Origin of the sequence: Pedobacter endophyticus (assembly GCF_015679185.1) — a bacterium.
In the GTDB taxonomy this organism is placed as follows: Bacteria; Bacteroidota; Bacteroidia; order Sphingobacteriales; family Sphingobacteriaceae; genus Pedobacter; species Pedobacter endophyticus.
Genome location: NZ_CP064939.1, coordinates 3717069 through 3731401, shown reverse-complemented (window position 1 = coordinate 3731401; position 14333 = coordinate 3717069). Strand labels below are relative to the sequence as shown.

The following is a 14333-nucleotide window of genomic DNA, read 5'->3' as shown; positions in this document are numbered from 1 at the left end:
CAAGTTGAGAGTTCAAAAATCGAAACTGTTTTTGTATCTTGGATAAAACCAACAACGATATGGCAGCTAAACAATCGCTCTCTATCATCCCCGAAAATATTTTAGTAAACAAGATTTATGAAATTCGTGGCCATAAGGTTATGCTAGATAGAGATTTGGCGGAACTTTATGGCGTGGAGACTAGGGTTTTAAAACAAGCGACACGAAGAAATCTTGACCGATTTCCCCAAGATTTCATGTTTGAATTAACATCTGAAGAGTTAAAAGATTGGAGATCACAAATTGTGACCTCCAATTCGGATAAGATGGGATTAAGGTATAAGCCTTTTGTTTTCACCGAACATGGCATACTCATGCTTTCTAGCATATTAAACAGCCAACAAGCCATACAGGTAAACATTCAAATCGTGAGAATATTTACAAGATTGAGGCAGTGGTTAACCGAAAATGGTGAATTAAAATATGATATTGAAGAGCTTAAGCGAAAAATGAACAGTCAGGAAAAAAACATAGAACTTTTATTTACTTACCTTGATCGCTTAATGGATAAGAAAATCGGCCCAAGGAAAAGAATGGGCTTTATGCATGATGATTTGTAGTTAAGATCTTTTGAAGTCGCAAATTGCACCTTCAAAAATGGGTTTTGTCGTTATTACAGTTTGCCTTGATGTAAATCCCAAATTGGAAAACACATTTCAAAATCGTTCCAAACAATGTCGCCGTATTCGATATGAAACTTTTTGAACTCGCCTATATCGAGATACTTTCTCGACATCGGGTTTTTAGCAGTCCTTAAAAAAGCCTCGAAATCAACGGTTTGATTAACCCCGTCAGAAAATTCAAACGCAATTTTATAATCTTTCAGATATTCGGCTTTATTAATTTCAACTATCATTTTATAATTTCTTTGTTATAACTTCTGATGCTATCGGTTTGTTGTAGACAAAATAGTCGACCCATTTAGCAACAATATCATCTCTAAAAACTTCAACAAAGGCCTTAAAGTTTTTCAGGTTTTTTGAATCCAAAGGCCTTTTTCCCTTTACATCAGAAATTAATATCTCCTTAAAAACACCATCTATAAATATAATATCGGCTTTGCTTTCTGTTCCCTGGTACTTTCCATGTACATGAATGGGCTCATGGTCATTTGAGTAAAAAAGTATAATTAGCCCTAAGTATTCATATAGTTTCGGCATTAAACAAATATAGCTAAAATAATTATTGTCTATTACTGAATATTGCGCTGACTTTTAGTTATCTAGATGAATTGAGAGCGCTCATCGTGAAAAAGCCACCTCCAAGAAAAAAATGAGCAACGCATCTAATAACCTGTAAATAAATTGAACATTGATTATATTTGGTTGTAACCAAAACCAAAAGGAGCATGAGAAATTTAATTTTAGGAGCTGGAATTGCCCTATTCTTTGCAACAGCCTGCAATAACGCAACCAAAAGCGACCAAACATCAATTGATAGCACTTCAAATGCCTCCACAGAAAAACCTTTAAATTCAGCAGCAACAATGAAAGCTTGGGAAGTGTATATGACGCCCAGTGAGGCGCACAAAATGCTAGCAAAAAGCGATGGCACCTGGGATGAAGAAATTAGCATGTGGATGAATCCTGATGGCCCGCCAACTGTTAGTAAATCGGTTGCTGTAAACAAAATGATTTTGGGGGGCCGTTACCAACAAAGTACGCACACCGGTAATTTTGATGGAATGCCATTTGAAGGTATAAGTACTGTAGCCTTTGATAATGCTCGTAAAGTTTATATAAGCACCTGGATCGACAATATGGGCACTGGAATGATGATTTTGGAGGGAACTTATAATGAAGCAAGCAAAACTTTAACCCAAACCGGCAAAATGTACGATCCATCGGTTGGCAAAGAGATAGATGTTAAGGAAATTACCAAATTTATTGATGAGGATAACCAATTAATGGAAATGTTTCACACCAAAAACGGCAAGGATGTTAAAACAATGGCTATTAAGTTTACAAGGAAAAAATAGTTTCAAACTATTATTTCTAAAATCCATTTAACTTCTAACCCATAATAAGTTTACAACCCATGCCCCCTAAACGGGATTGCAGCAATATACTTTTAAAATTTGCAGCAACTTCGTCACGCTGGCATGATGAGGCGTAGTTTATTGCATGAAGATCAGTATGAATGACGGTCTTAAGACGGTCGTCATTCCCGCGCAGGCGGGAATCTTAAAGCGTTAGCAGTAAGATCCCCAGTCAAGCTGAGGATGACGATTGTTCGTAGTTGGCGTTCCATTCATTTGGCTAACCTAAAGATTAAGTAGCTGTAATTCACTCAACTACCAATAACGTCAATGGTAGACGTAATTTATTGATAAAATCAATATGAGTGACGGTTTTAAGACGGTCGTCATTCCCGCGCAGGCGGGAATCTTAAAGCCATAGCAGTAAGATCCCCAGTCAAGCTGAGGGTGACGATTGTTCATAGTTGACGTTCCATTCACATGGCTAAACAAGCGTTCAGACGCAGAATTCAGTTATCTACCGAAATCGTAAATGGTAGGCACGAAACGTCTGCAACGGATGCAACAGAGCCCCCCTCCGTCAAGCTTTACAAAAAATCACCAATCAGCTTGCCACGTGGCGGCGCTCCTCGTTATTACAACCAGCAATGCAAACTTTTTTGTTATCAACTATTTGATAATAAAACTTTTCTATCTATCTTTGCAGTCCCAAATTTAATGGGAATAATAAATTGTTTAATAAATTAAATACAAGCAAGTGAATACGTTAAGTTACAAAACTGTCTCGGCCAATGCAAAAACTGTTAACAAACAGTGGGTTGTTGTTGATGCGCAAGGCGAGATTTTGGGGCGCTTGTCATCGAAGATCGCAATGATCATCCGTGGTAAAAACAAGCCTGAGTACACCCCACACGTAGACTGCGGCGATAATGTTATTGTTATCAATGCAGACAAGGTTAAATTGACAGGAAACAAATTCAGCGAAAAGCAGTATGTTTCTTACACTGGTTATCCAGGTGGTCAACGTTTTATTTCTCCTAAGGAGTTAATGGCGAAACACCCTCAACGTGTAATCGAGAAAGCGGTACGTGGTATGTTACCGAAAACTAAATTGGGTAAAAAACTTTACACCAATCTTTTTGTGTATGCAGGTGAAACTCACCCTCATTCAGCTCAATCTCCAAAAACCATTAAACTTTAAGAAATGTCAGTTACTAACACTTCAGGAAGAAGAAAAACAGCTGTAGCACGTATCTACTTAAAAGATGGTGCTGGCGCAATTACCGTTAACGGTAAAGATCACAAAGTATATTTCCCAACTTTACCTTTACAATACATCGTAAATCAAAGTTTAGAGGTTTCTGAGCTTACTGGTCGTTATGATATTACTGTAAACGTACAAGGCGGTGGAGTAAAAGGACAAGCAGAAGCTGTTCGTTTAGCTATTGCTAAAGCGATTGTTGAACTAGATGCGGAGAAAAAACCTGCATTACGTGCTAAAGGCCTAATGACGCGTGATATGCGTATGGTTGAGCGTAAAAAACCAGGACGTGCGAAAGCCCGTAAGAAATTCCAATTCAGTAAACGTTAATCACAGGAGGCAAGAACAATGGCAAGAACAACTTATCAAGACTTATTGGATGCAGGTGTACACTTTGGTCACCTTACCCGTAAATGGAATCCAAAAATGGCTCCTTACATTTTCATGGAGCGTAATGGAATTCACATTATAGATTTAAATAAAACTTTAACCAAAACTGAAGAAGCTGCGGCTGCGATTAAACAAATCGTAAAATCAGGACGTAAAGTTTTATTCGTTTCTACAAAGAAACAAGCAAAAGGAATCGTAGCTGAGCAGGCTAAAAAAGTAAACATGCCTTTCGTAACCGAGCGTTGGTTAGGTGGTATGTTAACCAACTTTGCTACCGTTCGCAAGTCAATCAAAAAGATGTCAAACATCGATAAAATGACTAAAGACGGTACTTACTCGATCCTTTCGAAAAAAGAGCGTTTAATGATTCAGCGTGAGCGTATTAAATTAGAGTCACTTTTGGGTGGTATTGCTGATTTAAACCGTTTACCAGCAGCGCTTTTCTTAATTGATGTTAAGAAAGAGCACATCGCGGTAACTGAGGCGTTGAAATTGAACATCCCAACTTTTGCGATGGTTGATACCAACTCTGATCCTTCGAACATCGATTTCCCGATTCCGGCGAATGATGATGCTACAAAATCGATCTCTTTAATTACTGATATCATTATCAAAGCAATTGAAGAAGGTTTAGACGAGCGTAAACGCGAAAAAGAAGATGAGGCTGAAAAAGAAGCAGTAGCCGCTAAAGCTGCAGCTGATGCTCCAGAAGTAAAAGAGCCAAGACGTAAAAAAGCTGCTGAAGCAGAAGTTGAAGCGTCTTCATCTGAAGAAACCAAAACAGAAGAGTAACCCCACAACCCCTAAAGGGGCATAAAAGGTTACAAATTCAAAATTCATAAATTATTTAATCACTCGCAAGTCCCGATTTATATCGGGATTTGTTTGTAAAAACTGATAAAATGTCTACAGTACAAATTACTGCCGCAGATGTAAATAAATTACGCCAACAAACTGGCGCTGGTATGATGGATTGCAAAAAAGCTTTAGTTGAAGCAAATGGCGATTTCGAAGCAGCTGTTGATTTATTGCGCAAAAAAGGTCAAAAAGTATCTGCCGCTCGTTCTGGTAATGCTACTTCTGAAGGTCTGGTATCAATCGCTGTTTCAGCAGATGGCACAAATGGCAAATTAATTGCTTTAGCTTGCGAAACTGAGCCAGTTTCTAAAGTGGAAGATTTCCGTAATTTAGCTCAGGCTGTTTTAGCTGCAGCAGTTGCAAACAATCCTGCTTCTGCAGAAGAGTTATCAGCAATTACTTTGGAAGATGGACGCACAGTAGCCGAAACGATTACTGAATTGACCGGTAAAATCGGCGAGAAAATCGTTATTCAAGAGTATGCAAATATTTCTGGCGAAAAAATCGTTTCTTATATCCACTCTAACGGTAAAATGGGTGTTTTAGTAGTATTTGAAAACACTAATGGTGCTGATATTACTGAAGCTGGTAAAGATGTTGCCATGCAAATTGCTGCCATGAATCCTGTTGCTGTTGATAAAGACGGTGTTGATCCTGCTACAATTGAGCGTGAAATCGAAATTGCTAAAGATGTAATTCGTGCTGAAGGTAAACCAGAAGAAATGGTTGAAAAAATCGCTGCTGGTAAATTGAATAAATTCTACAAAGACAGCACTTTATTAAACCAAGAGTTTGTTAAAGATAGTTCAGTAGATGTTCGTAAATTTTTAGATAACACTTCTAAAGGTTTAACAGTATCTGCTTTCAAACGTGTACAATTAGGTGCATAAGCATCCATAAAATTCAACGAAGCCTCGAGAAATCGGGGCTTTTTTTATGACTTTATTTCTAAGAAACGGTCGTCATCTCGACTGAAGCGCAGCTGAATGGAGGCTGCTTCAAAAATGAAGTATTGTCATCCTGAGTTCTAATTTATTGCATAAAAATCAGTATGATCCGATAGCTATCGGATGACGTAAACTATTCTTGCCGTCATTCCCGCGCAGGCGGGAATCCTAAAGCGTTGCGCTATTTTTACAGTAAGATTCCCTACCGATAGCTATCGGTACAAGCTGGGAATGACGACCGTTCATGTAGTGTCTTATAAAACAGCAAGTTGCAAAAAACGTAAATGATAGCTTCCCGAAAAGTCGGGAGAGATAGTCGAAGGGCTAGCCCAAATGCTTGAAAGGCCGTTTCGACTACTTGTCCAGAGACGATTTTACCGGATTTCCAGAAGGCTCAGCGTGACAAATTTATCGATTTGTCTTTTTGAGAAAGCCTCTGCTCAATTGCATTGTGTTCTGATCGAAATATTGGAGAAGATTTTATAAATTAGCTGGTTGACTACCAATTTCAAAGTCATACTAATCAAAGTAATTACAGCACATTTTATTCCTTAAAGGAAGCTAATTTTTTTTCCAAAATGCAGATAGCCATCGATTTTGAGCAAACCTATCCTCCAACTTTCATTGCAGAAGATTTAACTGAAATGAGATTCAATGCTCTTCAACGCGATGGCAGTATTCAACAGATACTTGTAAAGATTTCGAAACACCCAGACCCGCTGTTACCAGATGTGTACAATTTGGGCTTTGGGCCACCTGCTAGTAATGGAGGTTTTAAGGACAACGTGAGTTTGCATCACTCAAATATAAATAAGGTCTTTTCTACAGTATTGTTTTTAGCTCTGGCCTTTCTCGATTCTAATAACGGCTTTACAATTGGTATCGATGGGTCAAATGACTTAAGGGCTAGACTTTATCACCGCATGTTTAAACACAATCGTGCTTATTTTAATGAATTTTTTCTAGCAATTGGTGTTGATTGGTATGTAAGGATATTCCGCAATGGCCAGTACGAAGCGCATGAAGATGGCACTCCTTATGCTAAACCTCGACCAGAACTATTTGATTATGAGAGAGAAAATCGAGATCTTTACAGATATTATATGTTCAAACTAAAATAGCCTTAAACTTGTTCATCAATTTTTCATTATATTTGTATTATGAATCAGCACATTCAAAATAAAATTCAAGACTTGAAAAAAGCTGCAAAAATATCGCCTACTTCTGCAACTCCTGTTTCTAGAAATTTCTGCGACGAGGATAGTCTCGGCAAGGTCATAAGAACAAAAAATGACGCTGAACACTTCATGTCCGAACTGAACGCAATATACAAGCGCTCAAAATAATATTTTCTCAAATCTGGATGCTCACTCACTGAATCTCTTGGCAGCCTAAATTTAGCTACTTCTTCATTGCGGTATACGCCCCAACTTCCTTGCCCGAATCATCGAGCATACTCACCACAACTTTATTTGCATCGGCCTTTATCTTTGTAATGGTTCTTGTTCCAGCCTTTGGCCCACCACCAATAATTAATGGATAATGATTTAAATTTTTATCTGGTTGATGCACCATATGCCGATGTGTATGCCCACTCAATACCAAATCTACTTTTCCCTTGTTTAACAAAGGCTCAAATAGTTCGGTACATTGCTTTGGCCCATGCGCATCTCCGGAAAAACGAGGTGGGATATGCATTAAAACAATTCTGAACGGAGCTTTTCTGAAAGCTTTAGATTCAATTTCTGTTTTGAGCCATTCGGCCTGTTGCGCACGATAGTCATCAAAATTTACGATGTTGGCATAAACCGGATGCGAATCTTCCTTGTCCTCTCCTGTGTCTAAAATCACAAAACGCACTGGTCCCAAAGTAAACGCGGCATGCCCGACGTGCATGTAATACCGGGGAAAATCACGGGCAAATTTTCCCCGGGTTTCATGATTTCCCCGAACATAAACAAACGGAGTATGCCTTGCGAAATTATCTACACAGGGTTGCAACATGTGATCGATAATTTGTTTTTCATCAGTTTGGTAATCGAAAATGTCGCCGTTAAAAAAGATAAAATCCTGCTTCTCATTGCCAACCAAACCCATCAAATGCGGAATACTTTCAGGCCGATCGTGTATATCATTCATCATCAAAAATGATATCTCCGCCTTGTTTACGTCGGTATTAACAAATTGTTGTATCTCGCTGCTTATTGTATCGCCGTAAACAAGCTTGTATGGCTGAAAGCTTTTAATTTCTTTCGAAACGATTTTATAATAGTACTTAGTTCCCGGCTTTAAGTTTGAAAGAGTTATCATATTCAGCTTGCTATTGGCGGCAATTAATCCTAATTCTGCTTTACCAAAAGCTTTCTGATTGAGTTGATCGGGCGCTTCACCATATTCTACCCAACCGGCACCAATATTATTGGTTAACCACAAAATGGTCATAGAATTATTAAAATTGGTTTGCAGATACGGGCCAACAGCGAACTTAAATCCGTCATCAACGCGGGGCCGAGTAGCAAGTGCGACCGACGGCGTTATTAAAGAAGCAGCTCCAAGCGTGAGGCTCCCTTTTAAAAAACTCCTTCTACTATTTTCCATTGGTTTATTTAAATAACTATTTGCTCTTATAACCAAATATATAGCTACAATATTTAACTTTGAAGTTGTAAGAACAAATTTACTCAAACGTTTGCCCATGCCTAAAAGCCTTGCCAATGTTTCTTATTTCGATAACGAGAAATTAGAAAAAAATAAGACCATCACTATCGCTGAGAACAAAATTTCAGGACTAACCAACAGTGGCCACCCAAGCTCGGAACAGCAACTGATGGTACTTCCCGGGCTCATCGACCTTCAGATTTACGGTGCAGGAGGTAGATTATTTTCGGCAGAGCCCACGGTAGAATCGTTAGCTATTATTGAGGATGACTTACTAAAAAAAGGCACAACAGGTTTTCTGGCATGTATGGCCACCAATACAGAGCAGGTTTTTAACGCCTGTATCAAAACCGCAAAAGAATACCGCCAAAGTGCGAAGAATTTTCTTGGGCTTCACCTCGAAGGCCCCTTTTTAAACCCCAAACGTTTAGGCGCCCACATTCCAGAATTTGTTCGCACAGCCAGTTTAGATGAAATCAAAGCCCTATTAAACTTTGGCGATGGCGTTATTAAAATGATGACCATTGCGCCCGAGTGTCAGGACGATAAAGTTATTCAATACCTGCTAGATAATGATGTATTGGTTTCGCTGGGACACAGCAATGCCACTTTTGAAGAAGCAACCGCAGCCTACAACAAAGGTATTCAAACTACAACGCATTTATTCAATGCAATGAGCCCAATCCACCACCGCGACCCAGGAATTCCCACCGCCGTTTTTAACCACAACAAAGCTATGGCCAGTGTTATAGTTGATGGCCGCCATGTAAGTTACGAAGTGGTAAAGTTTGCCAAAAAGTTGGTAAAAGAACGTTTATTTCTCATTACTGATGCGGTAACCGCTTGCTCAACGGGGCCATATCAACACGTACAAAAAGGCGATAAGTTTGTAATGCCCGATGGCACCCTTTCCGGCTCATCGCTAACGATGCTGCAGGCCGTAAAAAACTGTGTCGATTTTTGCGATATTGAAATCGGTGAAGCCATAAAAATGGCAACTGTTTATCCTGCCAAACTGATCGGCATCGAAAACCTGACTGGCGAAATCGCAATCGGCCATACGGCTAATCTGTTGGTTGTTAATCAAAATCTCGAGCTGCAGGATGTGATATTTAACGGCGAGCGCATAGCAATTAAATAATTACAGCATTTGTTTAAAAGCATAGCTCGGTATTAAAAAAATGTTAATATTTTTGAGGACATGAAATACAAACGCATCCTACTAAAGCTTAGCGGCGAATCGCTAATGGGCGAGAAACAATACGGAATTGATAATGAACGCGTTAAACAATATGCCGACGATATTAAAGCCGTACACGATAAAGGTTTAGAAATTGCAATAGTAATAGGTGGAGGCAATATTTTTAGGGGCTTAAGTGCCGAAAAAAGCGGAATGGACAGGGCACAAGCCGATTATATGGGCATGCTTGCTACGGTAATCAACTCGATGGCCTTGCAAGATGCACTGGAAAAAGTTGGCATCAAGACCCGTTTGCTTACCGCAATTAAAATGGAACAGATTTGTGAGCCGTTTATTCGCAGACGTGCCGTTCGCCACCTTGAAAAAGGCCGCGTTGTAATTTTTGGTGCAGGTACCGGCAATCCGTATTTTACAACCGATTCTGCTGCCGCACTTCGGGCTATCGAAATTAAGGCCGATGCCGTATTAAAAGGAACCCGGGTTGATGGCATTTACACCGCCGACCCCGAAAAAAATCCATTGGCAACAAAATATGAAGAAATCTCGTTTAAAGAGGTTTACGCCAAGGGTTTAAACGTAATGGATATGACAGCCTTTACCCTTTGCGAAGAAAATCAGGTGCCAATTATTGTATTTGATATGAATAAACATGGCAACTTTATGAAAATTGCCAATGGCGAACCTATCGGTACTTTGGTGAAATAACTTTTAGACACACTTAGTCGGGATTTGAAATCCCGATCTAGATAGGTCGAGATTACAAATCTCGACCAGCACTGAGTCGACCAGCAATAAGTCGACTTGCAATAAGTCGACTAGCAATAAGACGATTGTTAATCGGGATTTGAAAATTCGGTTTACATAGGTCGGGATTACAAATCTCCACCAGCAACAGTAAAAATCTCGACCAGCAGTAAAGTAACACGCTAATCGGGATTTGCAATCCCGATTTTATAGCTCTGGATTTCAAATCCAGTATAAATAGTAAGAGACTACAAATCTCGACCAGCGATAAGATTACCAGCAATAAAAAAATTATTATTTTTGTAGAAATACACATATTATGAACGAACTCATACAATTGCAATTAATGGACGCACAATCTTCGATGGATAAGGCGATCGATCATTGTGAATCTGAACTAACTAAAATTAGGGCTGGTAAAGCTTCGGCAGGCATGCTTGATGGGATTTTTGTGGATTATTACGGCGCTCAAACAGCATTGGCTCAGGTAGCGAGCATTAATACGCCAGATGCGAGAACAATTGTGATTCAGCCTTGGGAGAAATCACTTCTTACAGCAATTGAGAAAGCCATTCAGGTAGCCAACATTGGTATCAACCCGCAAAATGATGGTATTGTTATTCGTTTAGTGGTACCACCGTTAACCGAAGAACGCAGAAGAGACCTGGTTAAAAAAGTTAAAGAAGAAGCAGAACGCGGCCGCATTACCGTACGCAACATCCGTAAGGATGCCAATAACAAAATCCAAAAACTTAAGGGCGAAGGCGTATCAGATGATGAAATAAAAACTGGCGAAGCTGAAGTGCAGAAATTAACCGATGCGTACATTGTAAAGGTTGATAAACATGCCGAGGCTAAAGAAAAAGATGTAATGACTGTTTAATCAGCATTTCAAAGCCAATAGAAAGGAACGGATTGATATCTGTTCCTTTTTTTGTTTATACGGAATTGAAAAAGTCTCGCTGGTTGGCATTTGTAATCCCGATCTTTTTAGCTCCGGATTTAAAATCCGGCATAGATAAAATAACCGTAAGTTACAAAACAAAAAAGAGCAACCTATCCAGGATTGCTCGATTAACTAACTTATTATTCATAAAAAATGCTGTTGGGGAAGGAGTCGAACCTTCAAGGGGTAGTTAGCTACAGTTCAAAAAATTAATTGTGGTCAACCCAATAAACTGCGTTTGTCCCATTATTCCCCACCACCGAGACAAGGAGGCGTGTCTGCCAATTTCACCACCCAACATTCTAGTCGTTAGTCTGAAGTATTTAGTCAACAGTCTATTAAGACGTTGTACTTGAAACCAAACCGCTGTAGGGGAAGGAATCGAACCTTCAAGGAGTGGTTAGCCATTGCTGGTTTCCCAAATTCTCCGCCACCGAGACAAGGAGGTGTGTCTGCCTGTTTCACCACCCTACAGTATGTTAAGCAATTTGTTAAAGAACGTTCGTTTTTGTTAATTGCTTGATACAAATGTAAAGGAACTATCAATACCTTGCAAATATTTTAAACATTTAATTTTATTTTTATTACTTTGATAAATATTGTTAAATTTGCTTATCATAATTCAAAAATATGCTTAAAAAAGACAATTCCAATTTAGAAATTGACAACCTCGACATCGATATATTGAAGCAATTGATGCAGGATGCCACAAAACCTTATACAGAAATTGCAAAAGACTTAATCGTTTCTGGCGGTACAATACACGTTAGGATGAAAAAATTGCAGGAAATGGGCATTATTAAAGGCTCGCATCTAATTATCGACCCGCAAAAAGCTGGCTACGATATTTGTGCCTTCCTGGGGATTTACCTCGAAAAAGGGATTCAATACAAAGACGCCGTTGCCCAGTTGAGTAAAATTAAAGAAGTGGTTGAACTGCATTATACAACTGGCGCTTACAGCATGTTCGCCAAAATTATTTGCAGAGATACCAATCATTTGCGGCACGTGCTGAACGAGGAAATACAGGCAGTTAACGGCATTCAGCGCACCGAGACTTTGATATCGCTGGAAGAAAGCATTAAACGCCAAATTGAGCTGGGATGAAAGGAGTCCGGAGTCTTGAGTCAGAAGTCTTGAGTCTCTAGTTTAAAGACTACGGACTATCGCCTGAGGACTAAGGACCTAATAACTACTTAAGCAACTGGTACGCAATTAACGCAGCTACATAAGCCATCGCCGTCATGTAAACCAATTGAATAATGGGCCATTTCCAACCTTTTGTTTCGCGGTAAACAATGGCCACGGTGCTCATGCATTGCATTGCAAAGGCATAAAACAACATTAACGAAATGCCTGTAGCAAATGAGTAAACTGGCAAGCCGGTTTGGTTGTTTACCGATGAGGCCATGCGCTCTCTAATGGTCGATGTATCTTCGTCGCCCCCATCTACGCTATAAATGGTGGCCATGGTGCCAACAAATGCTTCGCGGGCCGCAAATGAGGTGATTAAGCCAATGCCAATTTTCCAATCGTAACCCAACGGACGGATGGCAGGCTCAATCCAATGCCCTAAAATGCCAACGTACGAGTTTTCGAGCTTCTCAGAAGCCATTAGCGTTTCTATATGTGTGGTGGGTTTTGTGGTATCTGCCAATGCCGGCGCATACTTCTTTTCAATATTCTCGAAACGGTTGCCAGGCCCAAACGAAGCCATCACCCACAATATAATGGAAATGGCGATGATTACCTTACCAGCCTCAAAAACAAAGGTTTTCGATTTTTCGTACATCGTAAAAAGCACATTTTTCCACCTTGGCATGCGGTAAATGGGCAGTTCCATAATAAAATAAGCCCGCTCTTTGGTTTTAATAATAAACTTCATCACCAGGGCAACAAGTACAGCGGCTATTATACCAACAAGGTACATCACCATTAAAGCAAGGCCCTGCAAATTAAAAATCCCCAATACCTTTTGCGAGGGAATAATTAATGAAATAATCAATATATAAACCGGTAACCTTGCCGAGCAACTTATTAAAGGGGTAACCATAATGGTAATAATCCGGTCTTTCCAGTTTTCGATGTTTCTGGCGGCCATAATTGATGGTACGGCACAGGCCAGGCCACCAATCATAGGTACAACCGATTTTCCGTTTAAGCCTACTTTGCTCATAATCTTATCCATCATAAACGTAACGCGGGCCATGTAGCCAGTATCTTCCAAAACGGAGATAAAGGCAAAAAGGATCGCAATTTGAGGAATAAATATGAAGATGCCACCCAGGCCGGCAATAACGCCATCGAGCACTAAATCGGTAAGCATGCCTTGCGGCAAGTAGTTGTGGCCAACTTCAGTTACGAAGCTAAATCCGCTCTCAATCCACGCCATTGGATAGGTAGACCAGGCAAAAATGGCGTTGAAGATATTAAAAAGAATAAATAAAAAAATGGCGAAGCCCCATACCTTATGGGTTAAAATGGCATCGAGCTTATTGTTGGTGGCAAACTTTTCGGTGGTTTTGGTTTCTGTAACCACGCCCGATAGTACGGAGCCTAAATGCTTGTACCGGGCAATTGTTTCTGCAGCCTGAATTTTCGACGATTCGAAGTGATGCGCCTGCTCAATTTCCTCAATCTCATTTTGCTCCTGCTGGGTAAAAAATCCCAAATACTCGTGCTGGTGCAACACCTGCAAAGCATAATAATCGTTATCGGTATTAAGTTTCGATTTGATGGCGTTTATGGCTTCCGGCGCCAATACATTTACATCAACATCTTGCAACTGGGTGGCCACCTTATTCATGTTGGTTATGGCCTGCTTCAACTTATCGATGCCAATGTTGTTTCTTGCTGATATAGACACAACCTGAACACCCAACCTTTGAGCGAGTTCGATGAGGTTGATTTTTGTGCCTTGTTTTTCGGATAAATCGATCATATTAAGCACCAATATCATCGGGATGCCCAAATCTGCCACCTGAGAAAAAAGCAGGAGGTTGCGCTTTAAGTTTGATGCATCGGCAATTAATACAATTACATCCGGAAAACTGCTATTGGTTTTATCGGCCAAAACCTGAAAGACGATGCTTTCATCGTTACTTTTCGGATATAAGCTATAGGTGCCGGGCAAATCGATAACTTCAGCTTCCTTACCATCGGGAAGCTTCATAAAGCCTGTTTTTTTATCGACTGTAATGCCGGGAAAGTTTCCTATTTTCTGATTTAAACCGGTTAACCGGTTAAACAATGTAGATTTACCTGTATTGGGATTACCAACTAACGCAACTTTAATATCCAAACCCACCTAT

16 protein-coding genes and 2 tRNA genes are annotated in these 14333 nt (G+C 39.8%); 12 read left to right on the top strand and 6 right to left on the bottom strand.

The window, feature by feature from the left end; all coding sequences use genetic code 11:
• Nucleotides 1–59 precede the first annotated feature (59 nt).
• The gene (locus tag IZT61_RS15180) at nt 60–599 is read left to right on the top strand and encodes an ORF6N domain-containing protein (protein ID WP_196097901.1); all 540 of its coding nucleotides are present in this window, start codon (nt 60–62) and stop codon (nt 597–599) included.
• Between the two features lie 53 nt (nt 600–652).
• Here the strand turns inward: IZT61_RS15180 and IZT61_RS15175 are convergent, their stop codons facing one another.
• Nucleotides 653–895 (bottom strand): DUF2442 domain-containing protein, encoded by a 243-nt coding sequence (locus IZT61_RS15175; protein ID WP_196097900.1) that lies wholly within the window; start codon nt 893–895, stop codon nt 653–655.
• A gap of 1 nt (nt 896) precedes the next feature.
• The gene (locus tag IZT61_RS15170; protein ID WP_196097899.1) at nt 897–1199 is read right to left on the bottom strand and encodes a DUF4160 domain-containing protein; all 303 of its coding nucleotides are present in this window, start codon (nt 1197–1199) and stop codon (nt 897–899) included.
• Between the two features lie 188 nt (nt 1200–1387).
• On the opposite strand from IZT61_RS15170, the gene IZT61_RS15165 reads away from it, so the two are divergent.
• From IZT61_RS15165 to IZT61_RS15135, 7 genes are all read left to right on the top strand, one after another.
• Nucleotides 1388–2017: a DUF1579 domain-containing protein gene (locus IZT61_RS15165; RefSeq protein WP_196097898.1), complete on the top strand. Its 630-nt coding sequence runs from the start codon at nt 1388–1390 to the stop codon at nt 2015–2017.
• A 757-nt stretch (nt 2018–2774) separates the two neighbouring features.
• The gene (gene rplM, locus IZT61_RS15160; protein ID WP_196097897.1) at nt 2775–3218 is read left to right on the top strand and encodes a 50S ribosomal protein L13; all 444 of its coding nucleotides are present in this window, start codon (nt 2775–2777) and stop codon (nt 3216–3218) included.
• A 3-nt stretch (nt 3219–3221) separates the two neighbouring features.
• A complete protein-coding gene (gene rpsI, locus IZT61_RS15155; RefSeq protein WP_055913282.1) occupies nt 3222–3608 on the top strand; it encodes a 30S ribosomal protein S9 in 387 nt (128 codons plus the stop codon).
• A gap of 18 nt (nt 3609–3626) precedes the next feature.
• On the top strand, nt 3627–4460 hold the full coding sequence (gene rpsB, locus IZT61_RS15150) for a 30S ribosomal protein S2 (protein WP_196097895.1): 834 nt from the start codon (nt 3627–3629) through the stop codon (nt 4458–4460).
• A 110-nt stretch (nt 4461–4570) separates the two neighbouring features.
• A complete protein-coding gene (tsf, locus tag IZT61_RS15145; RefSeq protein WP_196097893.1) occupies nt 4571–5416 on the top strand; it encodes a translation elongation factor Ts in 846 nt (281 codons plus the stop codon).
• A 635-nt stretch (nt 5417–6051) separates the two neighbouring features.
• Nucleotides 6052–6594, top strand: coding sequence for a DUF6934 family protein (locus IZT61_RS15140; protein WP_196097891.1), 543 nt, complete (start codon nt 6052–6054; stop codon nt 6592–6594).
• A 39-nt stretch (nt 6595–6633) separates the two neighbouring features.
• Nucleotides 6634–6819, top strand: coding sequence for a hypothetical protein (locus IZT61_RS15135; protein ID WP_196097890.1), 186 nt, complete (start codon nt 6634–6636; stop codon nt 6817–6819).
• Nucleotides 6820–6874: 55 nt separating this feature from the next.
• On the opposite strand, the gene IZT61_RS15130 is transcribed toward IZT61_RS15135, so the two are convergent.
• A complete protein-coding gene (locus IZT61_RS15130; protein ID WP_196097888.1) occupies nt 6875–8071 on the bottom strand; it encodes an FN3 domain-containing metallophosphoesterase family protein in 1197 nt (398 codons plus the stop codon).
• A gap of 97 nt (nt 8072–8168) precedes the next feature.
• Between IZT61_RS15130 and nagA the strand changes: the two genes are divergently transcribed.
• From nagA to frr, 3 genes are all read left to right on the top strand, one after another.
• Entirely contained in the window at nt 8169–9272 is a 1104-nt protein-coding gene (gene nagA / locus IZT61_RS15125) for an N-acetylglucosamine-6-phosphate deacetylase (RefSeq protein ID WP_196097886.1), read from the top strand.
• Nucleotides 9273–9332: 60 nt separating this feature from the next.
• Nucleotides 9333–10037: a UMP kinase gene (pyrH, locus tag IZT61_RS15120; RefSeq protein WP_196097885.1), complete on the top strand. Its 705-nt coding sequence runs from the start codon at nt 9333–9335 to the stop codon at nt 10035–10037.
• 358 nt (nt 10038–10395) lie between these two features.
• Nucleotides 10396–10959, top strand: coding sequence for a ribosome recycling factor (frr, locus tag IZT61_RS15115; protein WP_196097883.1), 564 nt, complete (start codon nt 10396–10398; stop codon nt 10957–10959).
• Nucleotides 10960–11178: 219 nt separating this feature from the next.
• On the opposite strand, the gene IZT61_RS15110 is transcribed toward frr, so the two are convergent.
• Nucleotides 11179–11322 (bottom strand) — tRNA-Asp (locus IZT61_RS15110).
• 66 nt (nt 11323–11388) lie between these two features.
• Nucleotides 11389–11496 (bottom strand) — tRNA-Asp (locus tag IZT61_RS15105).
• A gap of 156 nt (nt 11497–11652) precedes the next feature.
• Between IZT61_RS15105 and IZT61_RS15100 the strand changes: the two genes are divergently transcribed.
• A complete protein-coding gene (locus tag IZT61_RS15100) occupies nt 11653–12129 on the top strand; it encodes an Lrp/AsnC ligand binding domain-containing protein (RefSeq protein ID WP_025145395.1) in 477 nt (158 codons plus the stop codon).
• Between the two features lie 85 nt (nt 12130–12214).
• Here the strand turns inward: IZT61_RS15100 and feoB are convergent, their stop codons facing one another.
• Complete coding sequence (gene feoB, locus IZT61_RS15095) at nt 12215–14323, bottom strand: ferrous iron transport protein B (protein WP_394370729.1); 2109 nt, start codon at nt 14321–14323, stop codon at nt 12215–12217.
• Nucleotides 14324–14333 lie beyond the last annotated feature (10 nt).

Bases quoted from the DNA above. Each gene is read 5' to 3' on its own strand.
- IZT61_RS15180 (WP_196097901.1), top strand. From the start codon at position 60: ATGGCAGCTAAACAATCGCTCTCTATCATCCCCGAAAATATTTTAGTA.
- IZT61_RS15175 (WP_196097900.1), bottom strand. From the start codon at position 895: ATGATAGTTGAAATTAATAAAGCCGAATATCTGAAAGATTATAAAATT.
- IZT61_RS15170 (WP_196097899.1), bottom strand. From the start codon at position 1,199: ATGCCGAAACTATATGAATACTTAGGGCTAATTATACTTTTTTACTCA.
- IZT61_RS15165 (WP_196097898.1), top strand. From the start codon at position 1,388: ATGAGAAATTTAATTTTAGGAGCTGGAATTGCCCTATTCTTTGCAACA.
- rpsI (WP_055913282.1), top strand. From the start codon at position 3,222: ATGTCAGTTACTAACACTTCAGGAAGAAGAAAAACAGCTGTAGCACGT.
- rpsB (WP_196097895.1), top strand. From the start codon at position 3,627: ATGGCAAGAACAACTTATCAAGACTTATTGGATGCAGGTGTACACTTT.
- tsf (WP_196097893.1), top strand. From the start codon at position 4,571: ATGTCTACAGTACAAATTACTGCCGCAGATGTAAATAAATTACGCCAA.
- IZT61_RS15140 (WP_196097891.1), top strand. From the start codon at position 6,052: ATGCAGATAGCCATCGATTTTGAGCAAACCTATCCTCCAACTTTCATT.
- IZT61_RS15135 (WP_196097890.1), top strand. From the start codon at position 6,634: ATGAATCAGCACATTCAAAATAAAATTCAAGACTTGAAAAAAGCTGCA.
- IZT61_RS15130 (WP_196097888.1), bottom strand. From the start codon at position 8,071: ATGGAAAATAGTAGAAGGAGTTTTTTAAAAGGGAGCCTCACGCTTGGA.
- nagA (WP_196097886.1), top strand. From the start codon at position 8,169: ATGCCTAAAAGCCTTGCCAATGTTTCTTATTTCGATAACGAGAAATTA.
- pyrH (WP_196097885.1), top strand. From the start codon at position 9,333: ATGAAATACAAACGCATCCTACTAAAGCTTAGCGGCGAATCGCTAATG.
- frr (WP_196097883.1), top strand. From the start codon at position 10,396: ATGAACGAACTCATACAATTGCAATTAATGGACGCACAATCTTCGATG.
- IZT61_RS15100 (WP_025145395.1), top strand. From the start codon at position 11,653: ATGCTTAAAAAAGACAATTCCAATTTAGAAATTGACAACCTCGACATC.